This is a genomic window from Abyssibacter profundi (assembly GCF_003151135.1).
GTDB classification, from domain to species: Bacteria; Pseudomonadota; Gammaproteobacteria; order Nevskiales; family OUC007; genus Abyssibacter; species Abyssibacter profundi.
Genome location: NZ_QEQK01000003.1, coordinates 103,062 through 127,592, shown reverse-complemented (window position 1 = coordinate 127,592; position 24,531 = coordinate 103,062). Strand labels below are relative to the sequence as shown.

Annotated in this window: 23 protein-coding genes; 8 read left to right on the top strand and 15 right to left on the bottom strand. The window is 64.6% G+C overall.

Annotated features, from left to right (window positions below; genetic code table 11):
* Positions 1-63: 63 nt before the first annotated feature.
* From DEH80_RS03795 to msrA, 7 genes are all read right to left on the bottom strand, one after another.
* Positions 64-2,439, bottom strand: a complete 2,376-nt coding sequence (locus DEH80_RS03795; RefSeq protein ID WP_109719150.1) for an EAL domain-containing protein — start codon at positions 2,437-2,439, stop codon at positions 64-66.
* Positions 2,440-2,561: 122 nt separating this feature from the next.
* Complete coding sequence (locus DEH80_RS03790) at positions 2,562-3,230, bottom strand: glutathione S-transferase family protein (RefSeq protein WP_109719149.1); 669 nt, start codon at positions 3,228-3,230, stop codon at positions 2,562-2,564.
* Between the two features lie 837 nt (positions 3,231-4,067).
* Entirely contained in the window at positions 4,068-6,173 is a 2,106-nt protein-coding gene (locus DEH80_RS03785; RefSeq protein WP_207774451.1) for a M3 family metallopeptidase, read from the bottom strand.
* Positions 6,174-6,310: 137 nt separating this feature from the next.
* Positions 6,311-7,390: a DNA polymerase IV gene (gene dinB, locus DEH80_RS03780; protein WP_109719148.1), complete on the bottom strand. Its 1,080-nt coding sequence runs from the start codon at positions 7,388-7,390 to the stop codon at positions 6,311-6,313.
* A 94-nt stretch (positions 7,391-7,484) separates the two neighbouring features.
* A complete protein-coding gene (locus DEH80_RS03775) occupies positions 7,485-8,078 on the bottom strand; it encodes a hypothetical protein (RefSeq protein WP_109719147.1) in 594 nt (197 codons plus the stop codon).
* A 169-nt stretch (positions 8,079-8,247) separates the two neighbouring features.
* Positions 8,248-10,038 carry an acyl-CoA dehydrogenase C-terminal domain-containing protein gene (locus tag DEH80_RS03770; RefSeq protein WP_109719146.1) on the bottom strand — a complete coding sequence of 597 codons (1,791 nt, stop codon included), beginning with the start codon at positions 10,036-10,038 and terminating at the stop codon, positions 8,248-8,250.
* A gap of 67 nt (positions 10,039-10,105) precedes the next feature.
* Positions 10,106-10,726, bottom strand: coding sequence for a peptide-methionine (S)-S-oxide reductase MsrA (msrA, locus tag DEH80_RS03765; protein WP_109719296.1), 621 nt, complete (start codon positions 10,724-10,726; stop codon positions 10,106-10,108).
* Positions 10,727-10,855: 129 nt separating this feature from the next.
* Between msrA and DEH80_RS03760 the strand changes: the two genes are divergently transcribed.
* Positions 10,856-11,272, top strand: coding sequence for a hypothetical protein (locus DEH80_RS03760; RefSeq protein WP_109719145.1), 417 nt, complete (start codon positions 10,856-10,858; stop codon positions 11,270-11,272).
* A 53-nt stretch (positions 11,273-11,325) separates the two neighbouring features.
* On the opposite strand, the gene DEH80_RS03755 is transcribed toward DEH80_RS03760, so the two are convergent.
* On the bottom strand, positions 11,326-12,132 hold the full coding sequence (locus DEH80_RS03755) for a substrate-binding periplasmic protein (RefSeq protein ID WP_109719144.1): 807 nt from the start codon (positions 12,130-12,132) through the stop codon (positions 11,326-11,328).
* A gap of 221 nt (positions 12,133-12,353) precedes the next feature.
* On the opposite strand from DEH80_RS03755, the gene DEH80_RS03750 reads away from it, so the two are divergent.
* Entirely contained in the window at positions 12,354-12,830 is a 477-nt protein-coding gene (locus DEH80_RS03750; protein ID WP_109719143.1) for a DUF4864 domain-containing protein, read from the top strand.
* Between the two features lie 91 nt (positions 12,831-12,921).
* Here DEH80_RS03750 and DEH80_RS03745 read toward each other — a convergent pair whose 3' ends face one another.
* A complete protein-coding gene (locus DEH80_RS03745; RefSeq protein WP_109719142.1) occupies positions 12,922-13,629 on the bottom strand; it encodes a FecR domain-containing protein in 708 nt (235 codons plus the stop codon).
* 131 nt (positions 13,630-13,760) lie between these two features.
* On the opposite strand from DEH80_RS03745, the gene DEH80_RS03740 reads away from it, so the two are divergent.
* From DEH80_RS03740 to DEH80_RS03730, 3 genes are all read left to right on the top strand, one after another.
* On the top strand, positions 13,761-15,110 hold the full coding sequence (locus DEH80_RS03740; RefSeq protein ID WP_109719141.1) for a hypothetical protein: 1,350 nt from the start codon (positions 13,761-13,763) through the stop codon (positions 15,108-15,110).
* A gap of 2 nt (positions 15,111-15,112) precedes the next feature.
* Positions 15,113-15,985, top strand: a complete 873-nt coding sequence (locus tag DEH80_RS03735) for a hypothetical protein (RefSeq protein WP_109719140.1) — start codon at positions 15,113-15,115, stop codon at positions 15,983-15,985.
* Positions 15,986-16,388: 403 nt separating this feature from the next.
* Positions 16,389-16,760: a DUF423 domain-containing protein gene (locus DEH80_RS03730; RefSeq protein WP_109719139.1), complete on the top strand. Its 372-nt coding sequence runs from the start codon at positions 16,389-16,391 to the stop codon at positions 16,758-16,760.
* On the opposite strand, the gene DEH80_RS03725 is transcribed toward DEH80_RS03730, so the two are convergent.
* Positions 16,755-17,150 (bottom strand): hypothetical protein, encoded by a 396-nt coding sequence (locus DEH80_RS03725; protein WP_109719138.1) that lies wholly within the window; start codon positions 17,148-17,150, stop codon positions 16,755-16,757. The two genes, DEH80_RS03730 and DEH80_RS03725, sit on opposite strands and share 6 nt — an antisense overlap.
* 155 nt (positions 17,151-17,305) lie before the next feature.
* Positions 17,306-17,785, bottom strand: coding sequence for a Spy/CpxP family protein refolding chaperone (locus tag DEH80_RS03720; protein ID WP_165831273.1), 480 nt, complete (start codon positions 17,783-17,785; stop codon positions 17,306-17,308).
* Positions 17,786-17,909: 124 nt separating this feature from the next.
* On the opposite strand from DEH80_RS03720, the gene DEH80_RS03715 reads away from it, so the two are divergent.
* From DEH80_RS03715 to DEH80_RS03705, 3 genes are read left to right on the top strand one after another with little or no spacing between them, the layout of a single operon-like run.
* Entirely contained in the window at positions 17,910-18,623 is a 714-nt protein-coding gene (locus DEH80_RS03715) for a response regulator transcription factor (RefSeq protein WP_109719137.1), read from the top strand.
* Positions 18,613-19,962: a sensor histidine kinase gene (locus DEH80_RS03710; RefSeq protein ID WP_165831272.1), complete on the top strand. Its 1,350-nt coding sequence runs from the start codon at positions 18,613-18,615 to the stop codon at positions 19,960-19,962. Before DEH80_RS03715 ends, DEH80_RS03710 begins: the two co-directional genes overlap by 11 nt.
* Positions 19,937-20,659, top strand: a complete 723-nt coding sequence (locus tag DEH80_RS03705) for an SAM hydrolase/SAM-dependent halogenase family protein (protein WP_109719135.1) — start codon at positions 19,937-19,939, stop codon at positions 20,657-20,659. The genes DEH80_RS03710 and DEH80_RS03705 overlap by 26 nt, the downstream gene beginning before the upstream one ends.
* An 8-nt stretch (positions 20,660-20,667) precedes the next feature.
* Here DEH80_RS03705 and dusB read toward each other — a convergent pair whose 3' ends face one another.
* The 4 genes from dusB to purD are packed head-to-tail and all read right to left on the bottom strand — an operon-like array spanning position 20,668 to position 24,498.
* Positions 20,668-21,672, bottom strand: a complete 1,005-nt coding sequence (gene dusB / locus DEH80_RS03700; RefSeq protein WP_330408654.1) for a tRNA dihydrouridine synthase DusB — start codon at positions 21,670-21,672, stop codon at positions 20,668-20,670.
* A 34-nt stretch (positions 21,673-21,706) separates the two neighbouring features.
* Entirely contained in the window at positions 21,707-22,189 is a 483-nt protein-coding gene (locus tag DEH80_RS03695; protein ID WP_133249104.1) for a hypothetical protein, read from the bottom strand.
* Between the two features lie 57 nt (positions 22,190-22,246).
* Complete coding sequence (locus DEH80_RS03690) at positions 22,247-23,197, bottom strand: alpha/beta fold hydrolase (RefSeq protein WP_109719133.1); 951 nt, start codon at positions 23,195-23,197, stop codon at positions 22,247-22,249.
* Positions 23,198-23,205: 8 nt separating this feature from the next.
* The gene (gene purD / locus DEH80_RS03685; RefSeq protein WP_109719132.1) at positions 23,206-24,498 is read right to left on the bottom strand and encodes a phosphoribosylamine--glycine ligase; all 1,293 of its coding nucleotides are present in this window, start codon (positions 24,496-24,498) and stop codon (positions 23,206-23,208) included.
* Positions 24,499-24,531 lie beyond the last annotated feature (33 nt).

Sequence of the window (24,531 nt, the reverse complement as noted above, 5' to 3'; positions counted from 1 at the left end):
ATAGCATTTTTTGAACTGCAACCCGCCGCGCTGTCGTAGAAGACCGGCACCAGCTGCAAAGGTTCAAGCGCCTCGCGCCATCACCGCGGGGATCTCGTCGATGGGCACGGCCGGGCTAAACAACCAGCCCTGGACCATATCGACCCCCAGTTCGGCCAGTGCCTGCAACGCCGCCGGGCTATCGACGAACTCGGCGACGGTCTGCTTACCTAGCACCTGGGCCGTCTCGTTGATCGACCGCACCAGCTGATGCCGGACGGGGTCATCTTCCATGCCCTGAACAAAGCTGCCATCGATCTTGACGTAGTCGGCAGGTAGATCGCGCAGGTAGTGGAAGGAGCACATGCCGGCGCCAAAATCGTCCAAAGAGAACCGGCAGCCCAACTCCCCGATGTGGCGCATCAAACGCCGCGCCTGCGCGATATTGCGAACGGCAATGGTTTCGGTGATCTCGAAGCAGAGCTTGTCAGGCGCGATCGACGATCCCTGTACGGCCTCTGCAAGAAACTCTTGAAACAGGGGATCGGAGACCGAATTGCCCGACAGGTTAATCGCCACATGATCGATTTGATCCACCACGGTCTCATGTGCCGCCATCCACGCCAGCGCGCGCCGGACCATGTAGCGATCGAATCGATCCATCAGGCCGAAGCGCTCGGCCGCGCTGAGCAGATGGACCGGGAAAGTGGCCCGGTCACGGTCCTGAAAACGCGCCAGAATCTCAAAGCAGTGCGGCTGCCCCGACTCGGCGCCTGCCGTGCGGTAAATCGGCTGGGCATACAGCAGGACGGCCTCCTGCGACAAGGCGTTACGCACCGACTGCGCGGCCGCCATCACCGTCCGGGCATCCTGGGAGTCACCCGGCTCCTCGGCGGTGTATTCGCGAATACTGCCGCGCGCGGCGGCCTTGGCCGCGTAACAGGCCGACCCGGCGGCCGTCAGGGCATGTAACCACCCGCCGTCACCCAATGGCGCGTAGCCGACGCAGCCTGTGAGCGACAGCGCGGTATCGGTGGGGGGTGTTTCGACCTGCGCCAGCGCTTCGAGCAAACCCGTCGCATGCTGACGCGCATCGGCATCGCCGGTATCAAACCGCACCACCACGAATTCATCGGCACCCACCCGGGCAATCGCCGCACCCTCGCCCTGCAGGCGGCGGCGCAACATATCGGCGATACGCCACAGCACCGTGTCGGCCTCGGTCTGGCCGATCAATTCGTTGATGTAGCGAAAATAATCGATATTCAGATGGAAGACGTACCCACGCCTATCCTCATCACCTGCCCGCTGCTTGAGGACGCGTTCCAGCCCCCGTCGATTCAGCAGGTCGGTGAGCACATCGTGATCAAGCTGGTAGGTGATCTCGGCCTGTAGTCGGTTGTAGTCGGTCACATCTTCGAAGGCCGCCAGCAGAATGCGATGCCCGCCTCGTCCCAGCACCCCACGAACTGTGACCGCGACGTCTAGCGCCGTGCCGTCGCGCCGCTCGATACGGGCGTTCCAGCGCTCCAGCGAATCTTCGCTGTAGGCGTACTCGAGCCGGAATGCCGCCTCCTCGAAGGCATCGTCATCCATGAACCGGTGCAGATTCATGCCAATGAGATCGCCCGCGTCCCGCCCCAGCAACACACCGGCGCGCTGGTTCGCCGAGACGATGTCGCCGCTCATTTCCAGACCCAGCAGCGCCACGGGAGTGCCATCGAGAATATTGCGCAACGTGCGTTCGCTCTCTCGCAGCGCGGCCTCGACGCGCTGTTCGGCCGAGGTGTCACGCGCAAAAATAGCGATATGCCCCTGGCCGGCAGTCTGCTCGCGCGCCAGGCGCACCACATGCATTTGCATGGGCAGTCGCCGACCATCAGCCGACAGCCACACGCTATGTCCCGACCAGTCCGCGCCCTGGGACAGGGCCGACATCACCTGCCCCCGCCACTGACGCTGCGCCGACTCGGACAGCAGGTCGTCAACCGCAATGCGGCCCGACACGCCCGTGGCAAAGTCGCGCACAACAGCCGTGTTGGAATCGACCAACTGCCCTTGCTGATCCACCACCAAGATGTAATCCGGGTGCTGATGCATCAGATGCTGCACAAGCCCCGACGTCGCAAACCGCTCCTGCAGCGTATCGATGAACACAACCCGCGCCCCGGCGTAAGCACCATCCAGGACCGTGCTACGCACACGAACCGCCAGGGTCTTGCCCGCCGCGCTCAACGAGACATCGAAGGACTGGCGCTGCTCGGCCGCCTGCCGGTTCAAGGCCTCCAGCAGCGCCTGGGAACCCTCCGACCAGATGTCATCAAGGCTGCGCTCGATCAACTGCCGCGCCGGCGCACGCGAAACGGGATCCTGACCCCAGGCCGCGATCACCCTATCGCCAGCGTCCAGTGCGATGATGAGTTCGCCAGCCTGCCCGATCAGGTGTTCCGCAAGACTCACGAATGCCCACCAGACACTTCCGGGACATGTCCCCAGCCCTGCAAGCCGCGCACGGCATTAAAGGCCAGCCGACAGGGACGGGACACGCCGCTGTGGATGCTCGCAGGCACCGACCCCGCGCCCTAGGCCATGAGCTCGTAGGGGCCACCGCGCTCCAGCGCGCGCTGATAACTGGGCAGCGCGTGAATCTTTTGGGCGAATGCCTGCAGGTTGGGATATTGCTGACCGCCGCCCGTGCGTGCGCTCGCGGCCTCGACCGGGAAGCTCATCATGATGTCCGCCGCCGTCATGGTCTTGCCCGCAAACCAGCCGGTCTCTGCCAGGGAAGCCTCCATATGCGCGAGCATGCGTTCCAGGCTTGGGTTAATGAACGAACCCTTGACCTTGGCCGAAATGCCCTTGGCAATCGGTCGGATGAAGAACGGCATCGGCGCGGTTTCGACGCGGTTGAACACCAGCGTCATCACCAGCAGAGGCATGACACTGCCCTCGGCTGCATGCATCCAGTATCGATAGTCCAGGCGTGCTGACTCGTCGTCTGGCAGCAGCCTGCCCTGACCCTCGCGTTCGATCAGGTATTCGATGATGGCCCCGGTCTCCGCGATGACACGATCGCCATCGGTGATGACCGGCGATTTACCCAGCGGATGGATCGCCTGCAGCTCCGGCGGCGCCAATGAGGTTTTGGGGTCGCGGGCGTAACGCTTGACCTCGTAGTCGACCCCCAATTCTTCCAGCAACCAAAGAACCCGTTGCGAGCGGGAATGCTCCAGGTGGTGGACGGTTAGCATGCGGGCTCCCCAGTTGATCGTCGTGTCCGGAAAGGTACCGGTCGCAAGGGGCTGGCGGCAATTGGCCAAGTTGGTGTAGGCACACGTCGGGCGCAGGCGATCCCTCGCAGCGGCCCGATTGCAAGGCAGGCCTGCTCGATTGGGTCGCTCCCCACCATGGCCATGACCGAGGCTCTACACTGGCACCATGACCCGCGCCACCGTCCAACACTGCCAGCTATGTGGCCGCGAAACGCCACTGCAGTTTCACCACCTGATCCCGCGCAAGGTTCACAAGCGGGCTTACTTTGCCCGCCGCTACGATCGGGAGACCCCAGGGAAGCACTGATTTACTCGCGCCGCCAAGTTGCTGCCTGCAAACAGGCCAGGCAAGGCGCGAGGAGCGAAGTTTGGTCATTCCAAATGAACGACGAGCAACGCAGTCTGGCCTGTTTGCAGGCGCAATCCTGATGGAACGGGCCGGTTTTCCCGCGATCCTGCGTTGCGAAGCGCGTCCATGCGCTTCGCCCTTCGGGCCGGCCTACGGCCGTCCGAATGCGTTCCGTACGCATTCGTGTCGTTCGCTGACTTGGAATAACCAAGCGGCACTCACTCCGCCTGGGCTCGCGCGAAAACCGGCTCCGTCTTGGCGGCGCGAGTAAATCAGTGCTTCCCTTAGCCACCGAGGCATCTGGCTTTGTCGACTGTGCCATCGCTTTCTGCATCGACAGTTCGACGAGGTCACGCTGGGCCGTGAATACGCCACCTTGGAGGCCATCTGCGCTGACGAAACGGTGCAGCGACACATCCGGTGGGCGGCCCGTCAGCGCCCGGATAAGCGCTGACGGGCCGCTGGCACTAGTTGGCGGTTAGGCCGCGCCGCTCCAGCAGCGGGCCGATCTCGGCCGCACGCCCGCGGAAGGCCTCATACATGGCCTGGGCATCCATGGTGCCGCCTTTCGACAAAATGCCCTGCCGCATGCGATCGCCGTTCTCACGGCTGAGCCCGCCGGTGGCCTTGAACCAAGCCACCGTGTCGGCATCCAGCACTTCAGACCAGACGTAGGAGTAGTAACCGGCCGCGTATCCACCGGCGAAGACGTGGGCAAAGTAGGTGCTGCGATAGCGCGGCGGCACCAGTTCCAATGCGATGCCCGCCTGCTCCAGCGCCTCAGCTTCGAAACGCTCTACGTCTTCGACGCTGGCATCGGCCGGCAGCTGATGCCAGGCCTGATCCAGCAGCGAGGCCGCGAGGTATTCAGTGGTGGCGTAACCCTGATTGAACTGCTCGGTCGACTTGTAGCGATCAATCATCGCCTGTGGCAACGGTTCGCCGGTTTCATGATGACGGGCGTAGCGCGCCATCACCTCCGGCCAGAATGCCCACATCTCATGGACCTGTGAGGGGTACTCGACAAAATCCCGCGGGACTGAGGTGCCGTAGAAGTACGGATAGTGCACGTTGGAGAACAAGCCATGCAGGGCATGGCCGAACTCGTGAAACATCGTGTTCACTTCACCCGGGGTCAGCAGCACGGGCTCATCACCCGCCGGCTTGGTGATGTTCAGATGATTGGCGACCACCGGCCGCTTGCCCAGCAATCGCGACTGCTGAACATAGCTGTTCATCCAGGCACCGCCCCGCTTGGTCTCGCGGGCAAAGGGATCAAAGATGAACAGCCCCAAGGCGTCTCCATCTTCTTCGAAGACCTCGTAGACCGTGACGTCCGGGTGGTAGACCGGCAGATGATCTCGACGCTCGAAACGCAGGCCGTACAGCGCCTTGGCCATGTAGAACACGCCCTCGGTGAGCACGCGCTCCATCTCGAAATAGGGCTTGAGTGCATTCTGGTCGAAGTCATAGTCCGCCTGACGGACGATCTCGCGGTAGTAGGGCCAATCCCAGACCTTCAGATCCACCGCCTCGCCCGCAGCCTGCCGCAGACGCTCGGCCTCCTTGCGAGCATTTGCCACCGCAGGCGGCGCCAGCTTGGCCAGCAGGGTGTTCACAGCATCTGCTGTGCCCGCCGTGGCGTTGGCCAGAACGTAATCCGCATGAGTGTCGTAGCCCAGCAACCGAGCCCGTTCGGCTCGCAGCGACACGATTTGCAGAATCACTGGCCGGTTATCCAATGCCCCGTCCGTGAGACCGCGTTGAACCGAGGCGCGATGAATGCGCTCACGCAGCGGGCGATGGTCCAGATCGGCCAGCTGGGGCTGCAATGTCGGAAGCTGCAGCGTCAGCACGTAGCCCTCGACACCGCGGGACTTGGCCGTCGCAGCCGCGGCCTCGATCTCGGTATCGGACAGCCCCGCCAGTTCCTCGCGATCGGTCACGACCACCGCCAATTCATTCGTATGCTTGAGCAGGTTTTGCTGGAACTGCGTCGTCAGGGCCGACAGCTCGGCATTGATTTCGCGCAACCGCGCCTGCTGCGGCTCGTCCAACTGGGCGCCCGCACGGACAAAGTCGGTGTGGTAGCGCTCCAACAGGCGGAGCGATTCGGCATCCAGCCCCAGCGATGCGCGCTTCTGGTACAGGGCATCGACACGGGCAAACGCGGCCGCATTGAGGTAGAGCTTGTCCTGGTGCGCCGCCAGCTTCGGCGAAATCGTCTTGTTGATTGCCTGCAGCTCGTCAGTTCCGTGCGTGCCTACCAACCCGTAGAAGATCGTCGCCACCCGCTGCAGCGTCTGCGCGCCCCGCTCCATTGCCACAATGGTGTTTTCAAAGGTGGGTTCGGCATCCTGAGACACCAGCGCATCGAGCTCCGCCAACGACTCCTGCATCCCGACCTCAAAAGCCGGCAAAAAGTGCTCAGCCCGGATCCGGTCGAAGGGTGGATATTCGTAAGGCAGCGGACTCGGCTGCAACAGCGGGTTCGCATCGGTTTTCATAATGGGTAGCGGTTGCTGGGCGCAGGCCGTCAAGGCTGCAGCCACAAGAACAATAAGTCGTCGCATGGTGTCCTGATAGGTTGGAATGAGATGGACAGACGAGGTGCGAGATCGCCCTCCAGTCAGTCCCATGCGCGCCAGTCTAGCCGAGACGCCGGAGGAAGGCCGGCTCGCAAAGACACTGCACAAACACCCGCAGCCGGTCAGCAGCCTTCGAGATCGAACAGCGAGGGCTGCAAGTCGGGCAGCGCCGGACCCGGCGGCTCGATCTGGGCAAAACCCACACCGACCAACCGATACAAGGTGCTGGCCGGTCGATCCACGCGACTGCGGAGCTGGAGTAATGCCGCAACAAAATCCGCTTGCGTGGCGGGCGGAGTCGCCAGCGTTTGCTGACGTGTCAGCGACACGAAATCAGCCGTCTTGAGCTTCAACACCAAAGTCCGGGCCACGTAACCCTGGCGCTGCGCGCTGGCCCAGACCTTATCGGCCAGCCTGCGGATCACCGGCTCTAGCGCCTCGAGCGGCTGATCCACGGCAAACGTGTCCTCGGCTGACAGCGACTTGCGCCGGCGCTCGGTGCGGACAGGCGAATCATCCTGCCCCTGGGACAGGCGCAGCAGCCGCGACGCAAACTGGCCCAGGGCTTGATGCAAAGCCGCCGCATCGCAGCGGCGCAGGTCACCGACGGTGCGCACCCCCAGGGCCGCCAGCTTGGCCTCGGTCACCCGGCCAACACCGGGAATCTTGCCGACCGGCAATGGCTCCAGGAACGCCTGAACGCGCTGCGGCGGAATCACGAATTGCCCGTCCGGCTTGCGCCAATCCGAGGCGACTTTTGCCAGAAACTTGCTGGGTGCCACACCGGCCGACGCGGTCAAATTGAGTTCTTCGCGGATGGCATCACGGATGGCCGACGCGACATCCGTGGCTGTTTCCAAACCACCACGCTGTGCCGTGACATCCAGATAGGCCTCATCCAGCGACAGCGGTTCGATCTGGTCGGTGTAGCGACGAAAAATCGCGTGAACCTGCTTCGAAACCGCCTTGTAGCGCTTGAAATCCGGCGGCACGAACACGGCGTCGGGGCAAAGTCGAGCAGCCCGCATTGCGGGCATGGCCGACCGGATGCCGAAGCGCCGCGCCTCATAGGACGCCGCACAGACCACGGACCTGGGCCCTTTCCAGGCCACGACCACAGGCTGACCCACCAGGCGGGGGTCATCGCGTTGCTCCACGGAGGCGTAGAACGCATCCATGTCGATGTGAACGATTCGGCGCACCGGCGTCAGCCTAGCGCCTGACGGAAGGCTTGCCGAGCCCCCGGCATCCTCGCGGATTCATGGGCATGCCGCCGGCGCGTCAGCCGGCCGCAGATCAGGTCAAGGGCTTGCGGAAGTCGACATCGGGCGCGGCCGTAATCGCCTGGATCCAGCGTGCCACACGGCGGCGGCGCGAGCCGATCAACAGCGCAGTGCTAACGGCCCAGAGCACCAGCGCCGCGACTCCGAACTCGGCCCAGGAGCCGATGACATACAACAGCGACAGGACATAGGTCACCGCCAGACTGCCCAGCGCGGCCAGGGAGATCCGCCCCACCATCTCGGCAGAGGATTCGGTCAGATGGCAGTCGACCACAGCACGGCTCAAGGCATTGACGGTGATGCGCTGGCCCGTTCGGCTGTTGAACACGCTGAGAAAGCGAATGACCTTGCCGTCGGTCAGCATGCGTGCCTGCACCGTGTCGCCGACGCGGGCGTCGAACAGTCCCGGCTCCAATGTCAGCTCGTGATCGAAACCGTCCTCATCTTCCAACCAGACGGCGTGAAACGTCACGGGATCGTCCAGGATGTCGTCCCCTTCGCGACGTCCCGGACGTAAATGGCTGCCGGAAACCTGCATCGTGGCGAGTTCAACCCGGGCACGGCGCTCATCGATTCGGATTTCGTAGGTGCGACGGGGCTCTGACATGGGAGGGTACAAACGCAGGCTGGCGACCAGCTTAGGCCTTAGCGATGGCCCCGCCCATCGTAGATTTAACGCGCGACGCCCTCCCTCAACACACAAGGCCGCGACGAGCGCGGCCTTGTGGTGAGAACAACGGGACCGCGTGGGTCCCGTCTGACGCGGCTCCGACGGTTTAGAACGCGGCCGCGTCCAGGGCCATGATGGTGTCGGCACCGGTCTGCACGCGCGCCAGCAGAGAGCTGTGCTCCGAGACGTACTGCTCGGCGAAGAACCGGGCGAGCACGGGCTTGGCGGCGTAGAAGTCCTGCTCGGCCGAACCCGCGTCCAGCGCGTCTTTTGCCGTCATGGCCGCCTTCAGCCACATGGTGCCGACCGCCGTGACGGCAAACAGCCGCAGGTAATCCGTAGCGCCACTGCCCAGGTTGTTGGGAGCGCTGCGGCCCTGTTCGGCCAGATACTGCGTTGCGGTCTGCAGCGATCCGAAGGCGGCCTGGACCTGCTCGGCCACATCCTTCAGGTCGTCACGCCCGGCAGCGGCGGCCAGGGTCTCGCTCATTTCCTGGAAGTAGGCCTTAACGGCACGGCCGCCATGCCAGAACAGCTTGCGGCCCACCAAATCCATGGCCTGCACACCGTTCGTGCCCTCGTACATCATGCTGATACGCGCATCACGGGCGATCTGTTCAGCGCCCCATTCCACGATGTAACCGTGGCCGCCGTAGCACTGCATACCCAAGTTCGCACCGCGGAATCCTTCGTCGGTGAAGAAGGCCTTGATGACCGGCGTCAGCAGGCTGACGATGTCTTCAGCGCGCGTCCGGCTCTCCTCATCGGGGTGCTTGTGCCGCACATCCAACATCATGGCGGTGTAGCCCGCGAGCAGTCGGCCGCCTTCGACGAAGCTGCGAATCGTCAGCAACATCTTGCGGACATCCGGATGGACCAGAATATTGTCGGCCGGCTTGTCGGGATCCTGCGGGCCGGTGAGCGCGCGACCCTGGATCCGCTCCTTGGCGTAGCTGGTGGCGTACTGGTAGGCCAGCGCAGCCTTGGCCAGACCCTCGACACCAACACCCAGGCGGGCGGCGTTCATCATCGTGAACATGGCCTTGAGTCCGCCATGCTCGGCCCCGATCAGGTAGCCCGTGGCGCCCTCGTAGTTCATGACGCAGGTGGCCGACGCCTTGATGCCCATCTTGTGTTCGAGGGAGCCACACTTCAGCGAGTTACGCTCGCCCAGCGAGCCGTCATCGTTCACCAGGAACTTGGGCACGATGAACATGGAGATGCCCTTGGTGCCTTCCGGTGCGTCCGGCAGCTTGGCCAGCACCAGATGAACAATGTTCTCGCTCATCTCATGCTCACCGCAGGAGATGAAGATCTTGGTGCCGGTAATGGCATAGCTGCCGTCACCGTTGGGCTCTGCGCGGGTCTTGAGCATGCCCAGGTCCGTACCGGCGTGGGGCTCGGTCAGATTCATCGTGCCCGTCCACTCACAGGTGGCCATCTTGGGCAGGTACTTGGCCTTTTGCTCGTCGGTGCCCCAGGTCTGGATCGCACTCACCGCGCCATGGGTCAGCGATGCATACATGTACCAGGAGTGGTTGGCGGCAGAGAACATTTCGTCGACAAGAACCGCGACAAGATGCGGCATGCCCATGCCACCGAATTCATCGGCCGCATGCAGCGATGCCCAGCCGGCCTCTTTGTACTGGTCGAACGCATCCTTGAAACCTTCGGGCAGCGTCACGACACCGTCGTTCAGCTTGGCACCCTCTGCATCACCAATCTGGTTCAGCGGGTGCACGACTTCGGAGGCCAGCTTGCCCGCTTCCTCAAAGACCGCGTCAATGGTGTCGGCGGTGGCATCCTCGTAGCCTAGCGTCTCGCGCAGTGCATCGAATTTGAGAACCTCGTTGACGACAAAACTCATGTCGCGAACGGGGGCTTTGTAATCAGCCATGATCTGGACTCCTTAGAAGGTCTAGTTGTGAATTCCGGATTGCCCCGCTGCTGCGGGGACAGCAATGTCAGGATTCGCGCAGGCGATCCCCGAAATAAGCACGCAGCTTGTCCACCTTGGGCAGGGCCGCAGCCTGGATGTAGCCCTGCCCGGGATTAAGCGCTGCGTAATTCTGATGGTAGGCCTCGGCCTCGAAAAACTGCTCCAACGGCTCCAAACGGGTGACGATCTTGCGACTGAAGACGCCGGCCTGCTCCAGCTGTTGGATGTAGCGTTCCGCCACCTCCTGCTGTAGCGCATCAGCATAGAAGATCGCCGAGCGGTACTGGGTCCCCATATCGTTGCCCTGTCGATTCAACTGGGTTGGATCATGGGCCACCGCGAAGAAAATTTTCAGGATCTGTCCGTAACTGGTCTGTGTTGGATCGTAGGCGATCTGAACCACCTCGGCGTGTTCGGTTTGGCCGGTGCAAACCGTTTTGTAGTCCGCCGTCTCGGCCGTTCCCCCCGAATAACCGGACACCACCTCGGTGACGCCGGCGAGCTCGCGATACACGGCCTCGACACACCAGAAGCAGCCGCCGGCCAGCACCGCCAGTGCCGAATGGCTGTCCGGCGTCGGGTCATAAACCGGGTCTGGCACCTCTTTGGGCGAGACGGTCAGGCTGGATCGGGCGAACAAACTCATGGTGCTGGCCACCGCGGGCGCTGAAGTACGGCCGCGTATATTATCGCCACAACGCGCGCAGTGCGCGACGAACAGGTTCGGCGGTCCGTTGGGCGACCGAATCGCTCATGAACTCTTGGGGAGACGAACATGGCCTATGGCAAAGCGTTTATTGGCGGATTTCTGGCAACGCTAATCTTTCATCAAGGCGTCTACGCCCTGTTTTATCTGGTCGGGGCAGATCTGCCCGCCCCGCCATTCAACATGGCCGCAACGGCTCCGCTGGGCATCCCGGCCGTGATCTCGCTGGCGTTTTGGGGTGGGGTCTGGGGCCTGCCGATCTGGCTGTTGATCCGCCATGCCACGGGCAGTGCCTATTGGCTCCGCGCAGCCCTATTCGGCGCGCTGCTGCCTAGCGCGGTTGCGCTGTTCATTGTCTTTCCAATCAAGGGCCTGGGCGTCGCTGGCGGCTGGAACCCCCAGGTCATCGTGGGTGCGCTCATTCTCAACGCGGCCTGGGGCATCGGCCTGGGCTTGTTCATGCGCCTGGCATCGGCGCGCAGCTAGCAGCGCCGCCGCTCCCACCGTCACGGACGACCGTGACGGTGGGAGCGGTCGTGTTAGCTACCGCGATAACGATCCAACGTGCCCGCGATGTGCCCGGCTGACTCCAGGCGATCCAGCGCGGCATTCATGGCCGCCACTTGCGCTTCACTCACGCTCTCGCGCGAAAACATGAATGTGACCGCGCCGGAATGCACATGCCCACGCAACTGCTCGATTGACGCACCCAGCCCGGTCCGGCGCAGCACGGCACTGGCCACGTAGGGGTCGCCGATGACCACATCCACGGTGCCCTCCTCCAAATGGCGATAATTCGCCTCGGGTACAGGCGCCGCGACGATCTGGGCGTCGAACTGCGGATCGGACAGCAACGCCTGAACACCATCGCCGTAGTAGTAGCCGTCTGTAATCCCGATACGCTTGCCGTCGGCAAGTAGCGATTCCAGCGACGCCCCCTGGTACATCTGTACCTGGTCCTGCGGTGCAAACAGGGCGAAGGACTCGTCGCGATACGGTTCGGAGAAATGCGCAAAGCTGCGGCGGTCCGTGGTGGGTGTCGCGGCCATGAGCACGTCGATCTGCCCCGCACGCAATTCGTCCAGCAACGCCACCCAGTTGCCCTTGTGGAACCGCACTTCGCAGTCCGCGGCGTCGCTCATCTGACGGACAAGATCCACGTCCAACCCGGTAATCCGCCCTTCCAGGCTCTCGTAGCTGTACGGCTCCCAGGGATCCCAGCCCACCGTCAACAGACAATCGGGTGAAGCCGCCTCGGGCGAGGTGGCAGCGGATTCGGTGCTGGCCGGCTGACAGCCCACCAGCAAGCTGATTCCGGCCAGTGCCGGCAGCATCCATCGCGTCATTGTTCTCCTCCTTGCTCTGTTTGCGGCCCGTGGCGCTCTGCTGGCACCGTTCGATGCGACCGCTTGGCCAGTCTATGCCTCTCGAGCGCCCGGCGGTAGCCGCCAGACCCGCCGGTCATCTGTCAGATGCGCCAGCGCCCTGGTTGGTTGCATCCTGAACGGCGGCGGCTTGCCGAGGCCGGTGCACGCATACTGAGGCCCTGTTCTTGACGAGTCTTGCCATGTCGCTGCGTCTAGCGGTTCTGCTCATGCTCGGTGCCGGGCTGTGCCTGGGCTGCTCCCGGTCACTCGACGACCCGGCGAAGCCGCATGCCGACCTCGCGCCGCGAGCGGTGGTCGAAACGGTTCTCCGGGCCCTGCAATCCAATGATGAGCCCACGCCCGACAGCGGCATTGCCACCGCCTTTGCATTTGCCTCGCCGGGCAATCGCGCGCAGACCGGTCCGTTGCCCCGCTTTGCGGCGATGGTGAAAACGGGCTACGCACCGCTGCTCGATCACCGACGGGCCGAGGTCGGTCCTCCCGTTGCGACCGATGGCCGGCTGGTCTTCCCGGTCCGGGTCTACCCCAAGGAGGGCGCGGTCCGACTCTACCTCTTTGTGTTGGCCGAATCAGACTCCGCTGACTGTCCCGGTTGCTGGATGACAGACGGGGTGGTGGATCGCACGGATCAGGCCCCGGCTGAAGTGGCGGCCTGAATCCCTGGCCTCGTTCCGAATGAACGACGAGCCCCGCAGTCTGGCCTCTTTTCAGGCAGCAACTTGGCGCTGCGAATCAATCCATGCTTCCTCAATAGTCGCGCCGAGGGCGTAGGTAGGGGTCATCCGTGATGGTGAACGGCACCTCTCGGCCCACCAGCGCCTCCAGCATGCGCAGCTCGAGATCGCTGTGATCGATGAATGGCGCCGGCACAATCCAGCGCCCCTCGCGAGGCTGGGCCAGCACATAGCGGGGTGCATCGTGATGGGTGGCCGTGATCTGCTCCACAGCACCGGGCTCGCCCCGCGCCGCCAGTTCGGTGCGGCCGTAGCAGGTGCATAGGTAGGAACGATCCGGCTCAGATGTGGCGTAAACACCCGTGCCGCGCACCCCGATAGTGGCGATGGGCGTGTGGATGGTCAGTGATTGCCGTGTCCGGCGCCCGAACACCGAGAGCATCGCGCCGGTGATCAAACGTAGCGCTTGCTTGGCCTGCCCCAGCCCGAGTTGCACGCTGGACTGGCGACGAATCAGCAACGCATCCGAACCCACGACGGCGACGAGTTCACCGCGCTCGCCGGTTTCGATGTGATCGTCCATGCCGATGCGGGTCTGCCGGTCGGCAGGCTCGCCATTGACGCGAACATCGCCCACCACGCGGAACACGGACTGCTCTGGGCCCAGGGGTGCTGGCACTTGGCCAAACGGCGCAGCCTGCAGCACGCGCGGCCATGCCGCACCCAGCCAACCGCCCGCCAGCGCCCGGATCAGCCAGCGTCTGCGCGGGTCGTCCACCATTGCCGCCTCTCTGAATGCGATCAGCCGATCTTGACGGTAGCAGGACCGCACGCGCAGGACGATGGTCTGGCAGAGACAAGCTGGTTATGCTGCGGGCGACCGGGGGACAACCATCACAAAAAGGGGAGACCATGAACAACACCCGTGCCCGCGAACAGGCGGGCTGGCGCTGGGGCCTGTTTACTCTGCGTGTGCCGTTTCTGCACACGCGCTTGTACTGGCAGGAATTCCTGCAAGGCCTATTCGTCTCGGCGGCGACCGGACTGGCGCTCGTTCCGTTGATGACAGGCGTCTTTGGCCTGACCTTCGAAGAAGCCGTCGCCTGCTCGCTCATCCATGCCTTTCTGATCTCGTCGGCATCGATCATCTTTGGCGAGCCCTATGCCCCCGGCTGGGTCACGCCCGCCCTGCCGCTAGTGCTTGCGGTGGTCATCGGCGAAATGAGCGACCCGGTCGAACGCTGGCAGGCCATGACCGCCATGTCACTGGATTTCGCGGCCCTGGTACTTATTCTCGGCATCACCGGCCTCGGCAAGCGGTTCATGCTGTGGCTGCCGGACACGCTCAAGGCCGGCATCATCCTCGGCGCCGCCATCGCGGCGTTCAAGCGGGTGTTCATCGACGACGCCGAGCGATTTCTGCATGTGCAGCCCATTGCGACCACGGTGGCCTGCGCGCTGTGCCTGATCATCACCTTTTCGCTGCCGCTGCAGGCGTTGAAGGAGCGGCACCGCTGGCTGGCCTTGATCGGCGCGTTGGGGCTGTTACCCGGTTTTCTGGCCGCGGCCATCGTCGGACCGCTGGTTGGCGAAGTGGACTACGACATCCAGTGGGGCATCCTGATTCCGCCCTTTGCAGACCTGTGGGCGAAGGTCTCGCCGTTTGCCATTGGCTGGCCCAGTGTCGAGATGTTCATCCAGGTCATGCCACTGGCGCTGATGACCTACATCATGCTGTTCGGCGATCTGGTGACCGGCAACGAGGTGATTCGCGAAGCCGCCAGCGATCGACCCGACGAGCATGTGGACATCAACCCCACCCGCTCGCATCTCTCTGTGGGTATCCGCAACGCCATCATGGGCGTGGCCGCGCCGTTCTTCCCGACGCAGGGCGCGATGTGGACAGGTGTGCATGTCATCATCGTCCAGCGCTGGCGACAGGGCCGTGCGGGCATGGACAGCCTGCACAGCGGGATTGCCTCGTACTATTTGATGGGTCTGCCCATCATCTTCCTGCTGCTGCCGCTGCTCACCGGACTGAAGCCGCTGATGGGCATTGCCTTGTCATTAACGCTCATCCTCACGGGTTTCGCCTGCGCTTATGTCGCCATGGCCATCCCCCGGGAGCCGGCTGAGCGCGGCACCGTCCTGCTCATCGGCATGGCCATCGCATTGTTCGCGCCGTGGATTGGACTGCTGATCGGCATCGTGGCCACGCTGGCCATCAGTGGTTGGTCACGGCGAGAACCGCAAGCACCCTGACCATGGCCCGCACCCCGTCCCGGCCGTGGCCCTGTGCCCGGCCGGGCGCACTATCAGCCCTGCTGGGGATTGCACTGAATTTGGCCCTGCCCGGGATGGCCTCGGCCGTGACCTGGCAGTGGCAGGGAGATCACGGTATCCGGCTGGACAGCAATGCCGGGCTGGCTGCAGACGGCCTGCGATCGCGTGATTCGCTGGAAGTCAGCCAGCGCCTGACCGGTCAACGCCTGCTCGCCCGCGGGTCACAACTGCGGTTGAACGCCCGCATGGGGCTGCAGGCGGTTCAGGCCCTGCACTATCCGCGACTTTCTCGCGTGGAGCCCGTCATCGGGGTCGAGAGCCACTGGCAACACTCGGCCGCTTTTGGCGCCCCACGCTGGTCGGCCGGACTGCGGGGCGGCGGGCGATGGTCGGCCGACACCCGGCGCGACGGCTGGCATCTGCAGCTGCATGCGGGGGCGCAAAGACAGTTCACCACGCGGCTTCGCGGTGCGTGGCAGCTGGCCTCTCGCTGGCGGCAAACCCAGAGCAAAGCGTTTGACACGCGACTGCATCGCCTGTCCCTGCAAATCGACTGGCAGCCCTCCGCTGCCCAGATTGTCTACGGTCGCCTGGATGCCTTGAACGGGCGCTTCACGACCACCGTGACTGGGGGCAGCATCCAGTCAGGTCAAACGGTCGATCGAGCCTTCGACCCCGCCGGCGAGCCCGCCTATCGCCGCGACGGCACGGGCGGCGGATTGCTGCTGGGCCTGAATCGGCAGATTTCGCGGCAACTGGTCATCGATGCCGCCGCACATCACGTCATGCTCCGCCGCGGCAGCACGGGCTACTCGCGCACCCAGTGGATGCTGAATCTGCTCTACACGCTGTAGCCAGCTGGGGACGCCCGGCCAGATTCCCTACACCAGGGAAACACTGATCTATTCGCACCACCAAGACGGAGCCGGTTTTCCCGCGAGCCCAGGCGGAGTGAGTGCCGCTTGGTCATTCCAAGTCAGCGAACGACACGAATGCGTACGGAACGCATTCGGACGGCCGTAGGCCGGCCCGAAGGGCGAAGCGCATGGACGCGCTTCGCAACGCAGGATCGCGGGAAAACCGGCCCGTTCCGTCTGGATTGCGCCTGCAAACAGGCCAGACTGCGTTGCTCGTTGTTCATTTGGAATGACCAAACTTCATTCCTCGCGCCTTGCCTGGCCTGTTTGCAGGCAGCAACTTGGCGGCGCGAGTAGATTAGTGTTTCCCTAGCGGCCCCTTTTCGCAGGACATTCCGACATGCCTAACCCCTGGCTGGCGCTGGCCGCTCTCTTTGGTTTTCTCGGCGTGGCGTTTGGCGCGTTTGGCGCCCATGCGCTGAGAGCGCGGCTGTCATCCGACATGCTGCGGGTCTGGGAAACGGCGGTGAACTACCAGTTCTGGCACGCCCTGGCCCTACTGGCTGTCGGGATCCTGGTGCTACGCGGTAGTTCGGCCTGGCTAACGGCCGCCGGCAGCCTGTTTGCACTGGGCGTGCTGCTGTTTTCGGGCAGTCTCTACGCGCTGGCGCTATCCGGTGTGCGCGGACTGGGGGCCATCACGCCCGTTGGCGGGGTGCTGCTGCTCGGCGGCTGGATTTGCTTGCTGGTGGCCTCGACACGACTGTCATGACGGCTCGTCCGGGCCTCTGCTGACGCCAGGGGGTCGCATGTCCTTAAGCGGCAAACCCGGTGCCGGCCGGCCTCGCTCCAGGCGCACATCGGCCTGCACACCGTAGTCCAGCAGCTGATCCTTGAGAATCTGCACCGTGCGGGTGTGAACCAGCCGCCGTACAAAATTGGGGGAGATACCGGCCAGCGTTCCGGCCAGCCAGGATTGCCGCCGCGCCAATTCCATGGGGTTGAGAATACGGATGGCGATGTAGGTGTCAGATCCGGCTTCCGGATCTCTTTCGCCCGCGGTCCGGGGCTGGGTGCGCTGTTGCCGTAGCTTCCAGAGCGCAACCGCCAATGCGGAGGCCAGCACGACTTCGACAAACCAATGCAGGTGGGACAGGGTCATGCGAATGGGCGGCCTTTCGTGCAACGGCGGGAATCAATCAGGGCGTCCCTAGTGTATCGCGCGATCCACCTCACCTGCCGGATGGTCAACGGGTGGTGGCCGATGCCTGCACTGCGCATCGGCCACCACGTGCCGCCTGGCGACCAACGCCGGGCCTAGGCGTCCGGTTTGGATGCCCAGCGTTCCGCACGTTCGCGGAACCGTTCCTGCTTGGCCTCCATCTTGGCCTCGAGCTCAGCCCGTTGCTCGGGAGTCAGCACCGCGGCGATCTGTCGGCGTAACTCGCTGCGATGCAATACCTGCTCGCGTTTCAGTTCCGCCGCCTGGTTCGCCAGCATCTGGGTCTCGGTGCTGTAGTCCGAAGCCATCGGGTCGAGTTCGGACATCTGCTCGCGCAGTGTCTTGGAGCGCTGACGCAAGGCCTGGCCATCCGCTTTGTTGGCCTGGAGAATGCCCTCGATCTGGGACCGCTGCGCATCGCTCAAATCCAGACCCTTGAACATCCGCATCATGTGTCCCGGCCCCTCATGCGGGCCGTGTCGGCGATTGTCATGGTCGGGGCGAGCCATCGCGGGGCCGGCCATGGCGACCCAACCCGTGGCTGCAATCAGCAAAGCGGTGATTAGTCGTTTCATCTTCGTACTCCTGGGGTGATTGACGACACATTTGTACCGATTGCCCACGTCAAGTTGCGTTGCGATGAGGTAAAGAAAGGTAAAGCCCTCGCCGAAGCCCGATTGAACTCGGCACACTGCCGACATGAACAATCCGCCAGACGTCCTGATCGCAGACGACGATGTCGCCCTTTGCGATCTGCTCATCGACTATCTCGCCACCCAGGGCATGACCGCCCGGGCGGTGCACAGTGCCGAAGCAGCCCTGGCCGCGCTGGAGCAGGAACAGCCGCTGCCCGATGCGCTGGTGCTCGATGTCATGCTGCCCGGCATCTCCGGACTGGACGCGCTGACCCGAATTCGTGCCCGTTGGCATCTGCCCGTGCTGATGTTGTCCGGGCGTGGCGAACCGGTGGACCGCATTCTGGGCCTGGAACTTGGCGCCGACGACTATCTTGCCAAGCCGGCCATGCCCCGCGAACTCGTCGCGCGCCTGCGCGCCCTCCTGCGACGTCAGGCGGTGCGTGCAGGCCCGGAAGATGATGCGGACACCGGCCTTCGTCTCGGGCGCCTGGTGCTGGACCCGGCTGACCGGTCGGTGCGCAGTGGTGACGTGCCCCTGACTCTCACCGGCGCCGAGTTCGAAATTCTGCGCCACCTGCTCCGGGCCCAGGGCCGGACTGTCAGCCGGGAAACACTGACCGAGCAGGCCCTTGGCCGCCCGCTGGAGCGCTATGACCGCGCGGTGGACGTGCACGTCAGCCGCCTGCGGCGAAAGCTGGGTGAGGTCGAGGCCGGCGTGCGTATCGACACCCGGCGCGGCGCGGGCTACCTGCTGGTGGATGACCATGCGCGGTAGCCTGACCCTGCGATTGCTGGTCGCGTTCTGGCTGGCCTTGGTGGTGACACTGGTGCTGACCCTGCTCATCACGCAGCAAATGGGTCGCTATCGCGCCCTGACGGCGCTGGACCCCGACACCCTGGCCGACGCAGTCACCGCTGCCCAGTACCGGGGTCGCGAAGGCATGGGTGCCGTCCACCGCCGTCTACGTCACCGCGGTTTCCGTCTGCTGCTGATGCGTGAATCACGGCCCCTGCCGCCCGAGTTGCAGCGGTGGAGACAACGCCTGATCGAGGCGGCTCCAGGTGTCGTCGAACTCCCCCGGGGGCGTCTGGCCGTGGTGGTCGAGATCTTCGCCCCGGACGGCCAACCCTATTTTGCGGTCGCGCTGCGGCGCGACGACGCCCGACCGATGATCGCCCCGCCGCTGGCCATGGGCCTGCAGTTACTCGTCTCGCTGTTGGTCATTACGGCCGTCGCTGCCTGGATGGCGCGCAGACTGACCCGCCCCGTCCGCGCCATTCAGACGGCCGTCCGCCAATTCGCCGACGGTGACCTGGCCGCCCGGGTGCCTGCAACGGCCACCAACGGGTCGGATGACTTGGCTGCACTGGCCAGAGACTTTGATGCCATGGCCGGGCGTATTCAGGCGCTGGTGACCGACCGGGACCGACTCCTGCATGATGTCTCCCATGAGCTGCGCTCCCCCCTGGCGCGCATGCGCCTGGCGCTGGAGTTGGCGCGCAGCGGGCAAAGCTCCGCGCTGGATCGCTGTGACGAGGACGTGCAGCGCATCGACGAACTCGTGGAAGAGGTCCTCACGTTTGCCCGCCTGGACCCCGCGCATCGTGGCGCCTCCGTGAACCGGCTGGACCTGCAGCCGCTCTCGCTGCTGCAGCTCGCCCAGGATGCCGTCAACCGCCATCTCATCGCGGCGCAAGAGCAATCACTGCAACTCGGGGTGGACTCCACAGCGGATGATGTCACCGTCAAGGCGGACCTGCGCCTGCTCGATCGCGCCCTGGACAATCTGATCGGCAACGCGCTGCGCTACGCTCAAGACACCATCCGGATCGAGCTGCTCAGGCAGGACAGCTGGATCGAAATCGCCGTGGTCGACGACGGGCCGGGTGTCGAGGAGACTGCGCTACCCCACCTATTCGAGCCATTCTGGCGGGGAGCCGCCCAGCCCGATGCCGGCTATGGCCTGGGCCTGGCCCTGGTCGAACGCGTGGCGCGTGCCCATCAGGGCCGGGTCGTCGCCCGGAACATCGACCCGGCCGGATTTCGCATCGCGTTACAGTTGCCCTCCAGCCTTCATCTTCACGACGATGCGCCCGGTCATCCTGTTCACTGATTTCGGATTCGATGGCCCTTATGTGGGTCAGCTACGCTTGGCTGTCCATCGCCTTGCACCGCAGGTCCCGGTCTTTGATCTCATGCACGATGCGCCGGCCTTCTCGCCGCATGCGGCGGGCTGGCTGCTGGAAGCCTTCACCGAGCGCCTGCCCGAAGATGCCGTGGTCTGCGCCGTCATCGACCCCGGCGTGGGGACGACCCGGCATCCGGTCATCGTCGAAGCCGGCAACCGCCTGTTTGTCGGTCCCGACAATGGACTGCTGAACGCGGTCGCCGTCGCCCATCACCCGAGTCGATGGTGGCACCTGGCGTGGCAACCCGACGGGATGTCAGCCAGCTTTCATGGTCGGGACCTGTTTGCCCCCTCGGCGGCGCGTCTTGCCCTGGGTGACTGGCCACCGCATCACGAATGCGCCGCCCCCGAAGACGGCATGCCGCAGGACCGCGCCCGCGTGATCTATGCCGATGCCTTCGGCAACGCCTGGACCGGCCTTCGCGACATGGCGCCAAACGCCACACTGATGGCCGGCGGCCTGTCCTTCGCGCCCGCGCGCACCTTCGGAGATCGCCCTCCGGGCCATGCGCTGTGGTACACGAACTCCAATGGATTCATCGAACTGGCCGTCAACCAGGGCTCGGCCATGCAGGCGGCTGGATTGAACCTGGGCGACCCGGTCCAGGTGCGGATGCCCTAGCCGGTCCGTCAGGCAGCCTGACCCACCGAATCGCGATCCGGGTGGGCCTCGCCCTCGAAATAACGGCGCACGGCGACCAGCTGTGCATCGGCTGATTCCAGGCGCATCGCCTGCTTGAGAAAAGCGGCGCGTGCCGGTTGATCGGCCACATACCAGCCGATGTGCTTGCGGGCGATGCGCACGCCGCGATACTCGCCGTATAGCCGGTAGATGCCATCCAGATGCTCGGTCAACCATGCGCTGATCTGGCGGGCATCCGGCGACGGCAAATGCTCGCCCGTGCGCAGGAAATGATCGATCTCGCGAAAAATCCAGGGCCGACCCTGCGCCGCCCGGCCAATCAGCAGGCCATCCGCGCGGGTGGCTTCCAGGACCTGCAAGGCCTTCTCGGGTGAATCGATGTCACCGTTGGCCAGCACCGGAATCCCGACGGCCTGCTTGACCGAGCGAATGGTCTCGTACTCCGCCTGTCCGGCATATTTCTGATCGCGGGTTCGGCCATGGATGGCGATGGCGGCGATGCCGCTGTCCTCGGCGATGCGTGCAATGCGCACGGCATTGCGATGCCCGGCCGCCCAGCCCGTGCGGGTCTTAAGCGTCACCGGCACATCCACGGCATCGACCACCGCCGAGAGAATCCGTGCGACCAGCGCCTCGTCCTTCATCAGGGCCGACCCGGCATCGCGCTTGCAGACCTTCTTGGCGGGGCAGCCCATGTTGATGTCGACAATATCGGCCCCGTGGGCCACGTTGTGGCGCGCAGCATTCGCCATCATCGCCGGGTCGTAGCCGGCAATCTGGACGGAGATCGGCCCGGGTTCTCCGCTGTGATCCATGCGCGCGCGCGACTTGGGTGTCTCCCAAAGTCCGGGGTCGGCGGTCAGCATTTCTGAAGGGGCCAACCCTGCTCCCAATCGGCGACACAGCTGACGAAACGGCTTGTCGGTCACACCGGCCATCGGCGCCAGCACCAGCGCCGGGGCGATGCAATGCCTGCCCAGCTGCAGGGTCATGGCTTCGCGATTGGGGTGCTCGTTCACTACCACGCTAGTCGTCCAGGCTGTGATCGATGCCCGAACGGTCCACCGTGTCACGCCGGGGCGAGACCTCGATGGGCGTCGGATCATCAGGGTGACCCTCGTCTGCCGGCTCTTCGTCGGCATCCATGTCTGCGTCGGTCTCCGGCGGGGGATCGAGAATGTCCTTGGCGGCCTGTGTCAGCTGCCACTCGGACAGGTTGTAACCGGCCTGCTTCATCTTCTTGGCCAGCCCGGCCACCCCTCGCGACGTGCCGTGGGTCGTCGTCACCGACGTGCCACGCCGGACAATCGCCGTTTCCAGCCGCTCAAGAAACGTGGTGCGGTCCCGAACCACATTGCCGCTGGAAATCCGCGAAAAGGCCCAACGCTCGGCCGAGCGAAATCCCAGGGTATCGGTTGCCACCGCACCCAGGCCATCAAACACGATGAGTGTCACCTCACCGGCCTTGCGCACCTGAACCCGGCGCAGCGCACTGTCGAGCAAGCTCATGGCCATGTCAGACAGACGCCCGGCTCAACGAAGAGTTCATTCTCAGCGAACAAGGCATCACACCGCTGCCGGCCTGTCATCACCCGCGGCCTGGCAGCGCCGCGCAAACGCCGCAATGCGCTCGGCGATGTCCTCGGGCGCGACGTGATGCGGCGCGTGGCCCATGCCCGGCAGCAGCTGGACCTCGGCCTCGGGCAGCAGGGCCGTGAGCCGCTCGCCGTGGTTCCAGAACGGCACCACCGCATCGTCCTGGCCGTGGATGACCAGCAAGGGCTGGGTAATCCCCCGATAGCGTGTGCTCTGGGTCTGTAGAAAGCGGTTCAGCCGCACGAGGTCGCGCGCATTGGACCAAAAGGCGCCGGGACGCAAAGCCAGCGGCGCGGCAATGCGTTCTGCGTAGCCTTCCGGCACGGTGTTCGGGCGAAAAATCTTGGCAATGGCCGCCGGCATCATCGTCGGCCCCAATAAGGGCACGACGGCATGACAAAACAAGCGCCCCAGGATCGGCACCCGCGCCAGATGCGTCGGCCAGCCGATTCCGCCCACCCAATGGCTGGCCACGCCCGCCAGGCTCACTGCACCGGCAACGCGGTGACCCTGGTCGGTTAATGCGGCCAGCGCCACCGAGCCCGACCAGGAGTGCCCGACGATGACCGGCTGCCGGGCACCCAGCTCATCTGCGGCATTGAGGACGAAATCCGCCAGATCGCCAGGGTTCAGCCAGTCGCGGGACGCCGCGCTATGCCCCAGGCCAGGCCGATCAATGGCGATCACGCGGAACTCGCGGGCCAGCAGCGGAAGCAGACTTTCAGTCCAGTCCCGCAGATTCGAACTGGCCCCATGCAGCAGGATGATCGCCGGCCCCTCGCCGGCCTCCACCACGTGGACTTCGCGCCCATCCAGCCGGCGCAGTTCGCCCACAGGGGGATAGTCCTGTTCGATTAGCCGTGCACGCCGCCTTCCGGCAAACACCAGCAACGCCAGAACAACAAGCAACCAGAACAACATCCTGGCACCTAGCCGCGGGCAATCGCCTTGGCGCCGATGTCGCGACGCAGATGCACGCCTTCCCAGCAAATCTTGTCGGCTGCGGCATAGGCGCCAGCCTGGGCGGCGGCCACGTCATCGCCCAATGCGGTGACGCAGAGCACACGCCCCCCCGCGGTCACGACCTGGCCGTCAGCATCCAGTGCGGTGCCGGCATGGAAGACCTTGGCCCCGGTGCCGGCGGCGGCCTCCAGTCCCTCGATCACCTGGCCCTTGTCGTAGGCGCCGGGATACCCGCCAGCGGCCATGACCACGCCCAGTGCGGCCTGTGGATTCCACCGCGCGCTCATCAAACCCAGGTGCCCATCGACGGCTGCCAGACACAGGTCGAACAAATCGCTATCCAGACGGCTCAGCAGCGGCTGGGTTTCGGGGTCACCGAGTCGGCAATTGAACTCCAGCACCTTGACGCCACCATTCGGGTCGATCATCAGGCCGGCGTACAGAAAGCCCAGATACTCGATGCCGTCAGCGGCGAACCCGGCCAGCGCGCGATCGATCACGTCGCGACGAATCGTGGCATGAATGTCAGGCGTCACGACAGGTGCCGGCGAATAAGCCCCCATGCCGCCGGTGTTCGGTCCCCGGTCACCATCCAGCGCCGGCTTGTGATCCTGTGACGAGGCAAACTCGACCACGGCATCACCCGCCGCCATGACGATGAAGCTCGCCTCTTCGCCGGGCAGGAATTCCTCGATGACCACCTTGGCGCCGGCCGCACCGAAGCTGCCGTCGTCGAGCATGTCGCGCACGGCGGCCTCGGCCTGCTCCAAGGTCTGGGCCACAACCACACCCTTGCCTGCGGCCAGGCCATCGGCCTTGATGACGATCGGCGCGCCCTGCTCGCGCAGGTAGGTCAGCGCGGCGTCGGTGTCCGTGAATTCGGCGTAGGCGGCCGTCGGAATCCCATGACGCTCCATGAAGGCCTTGGCGAACGCCTTGCTCGATTCAAGCTGGGCACCGGCCGCCGTCGGGCCGAAGCATTTGAGCCCGGCGTCCCGGAAACGGTCCACGATGCCGGCAGCCAACGGCGCCTCCGGCCCGACCACGGTCAGGGCCACGGCTTCACGGTCGGCCAGTGCCAGCAAACCGTCCACGTCTTCGGCGGCCACGGCCACGTTCTCGCACAACGGCTCAATGGCCGTGCCCGCATTCCCGGGTGCCACCAGCACGCGGCTCACCTTGGGTGACTGTGCAAGTTTCCAGGCCAGGGCGTGTTCGCGGCCTCCGCCGCCAACGACGAGAACGGTGTGATCAGACATAAGGAGTCAGGCAACCGCAGGGGTTGCGATGCA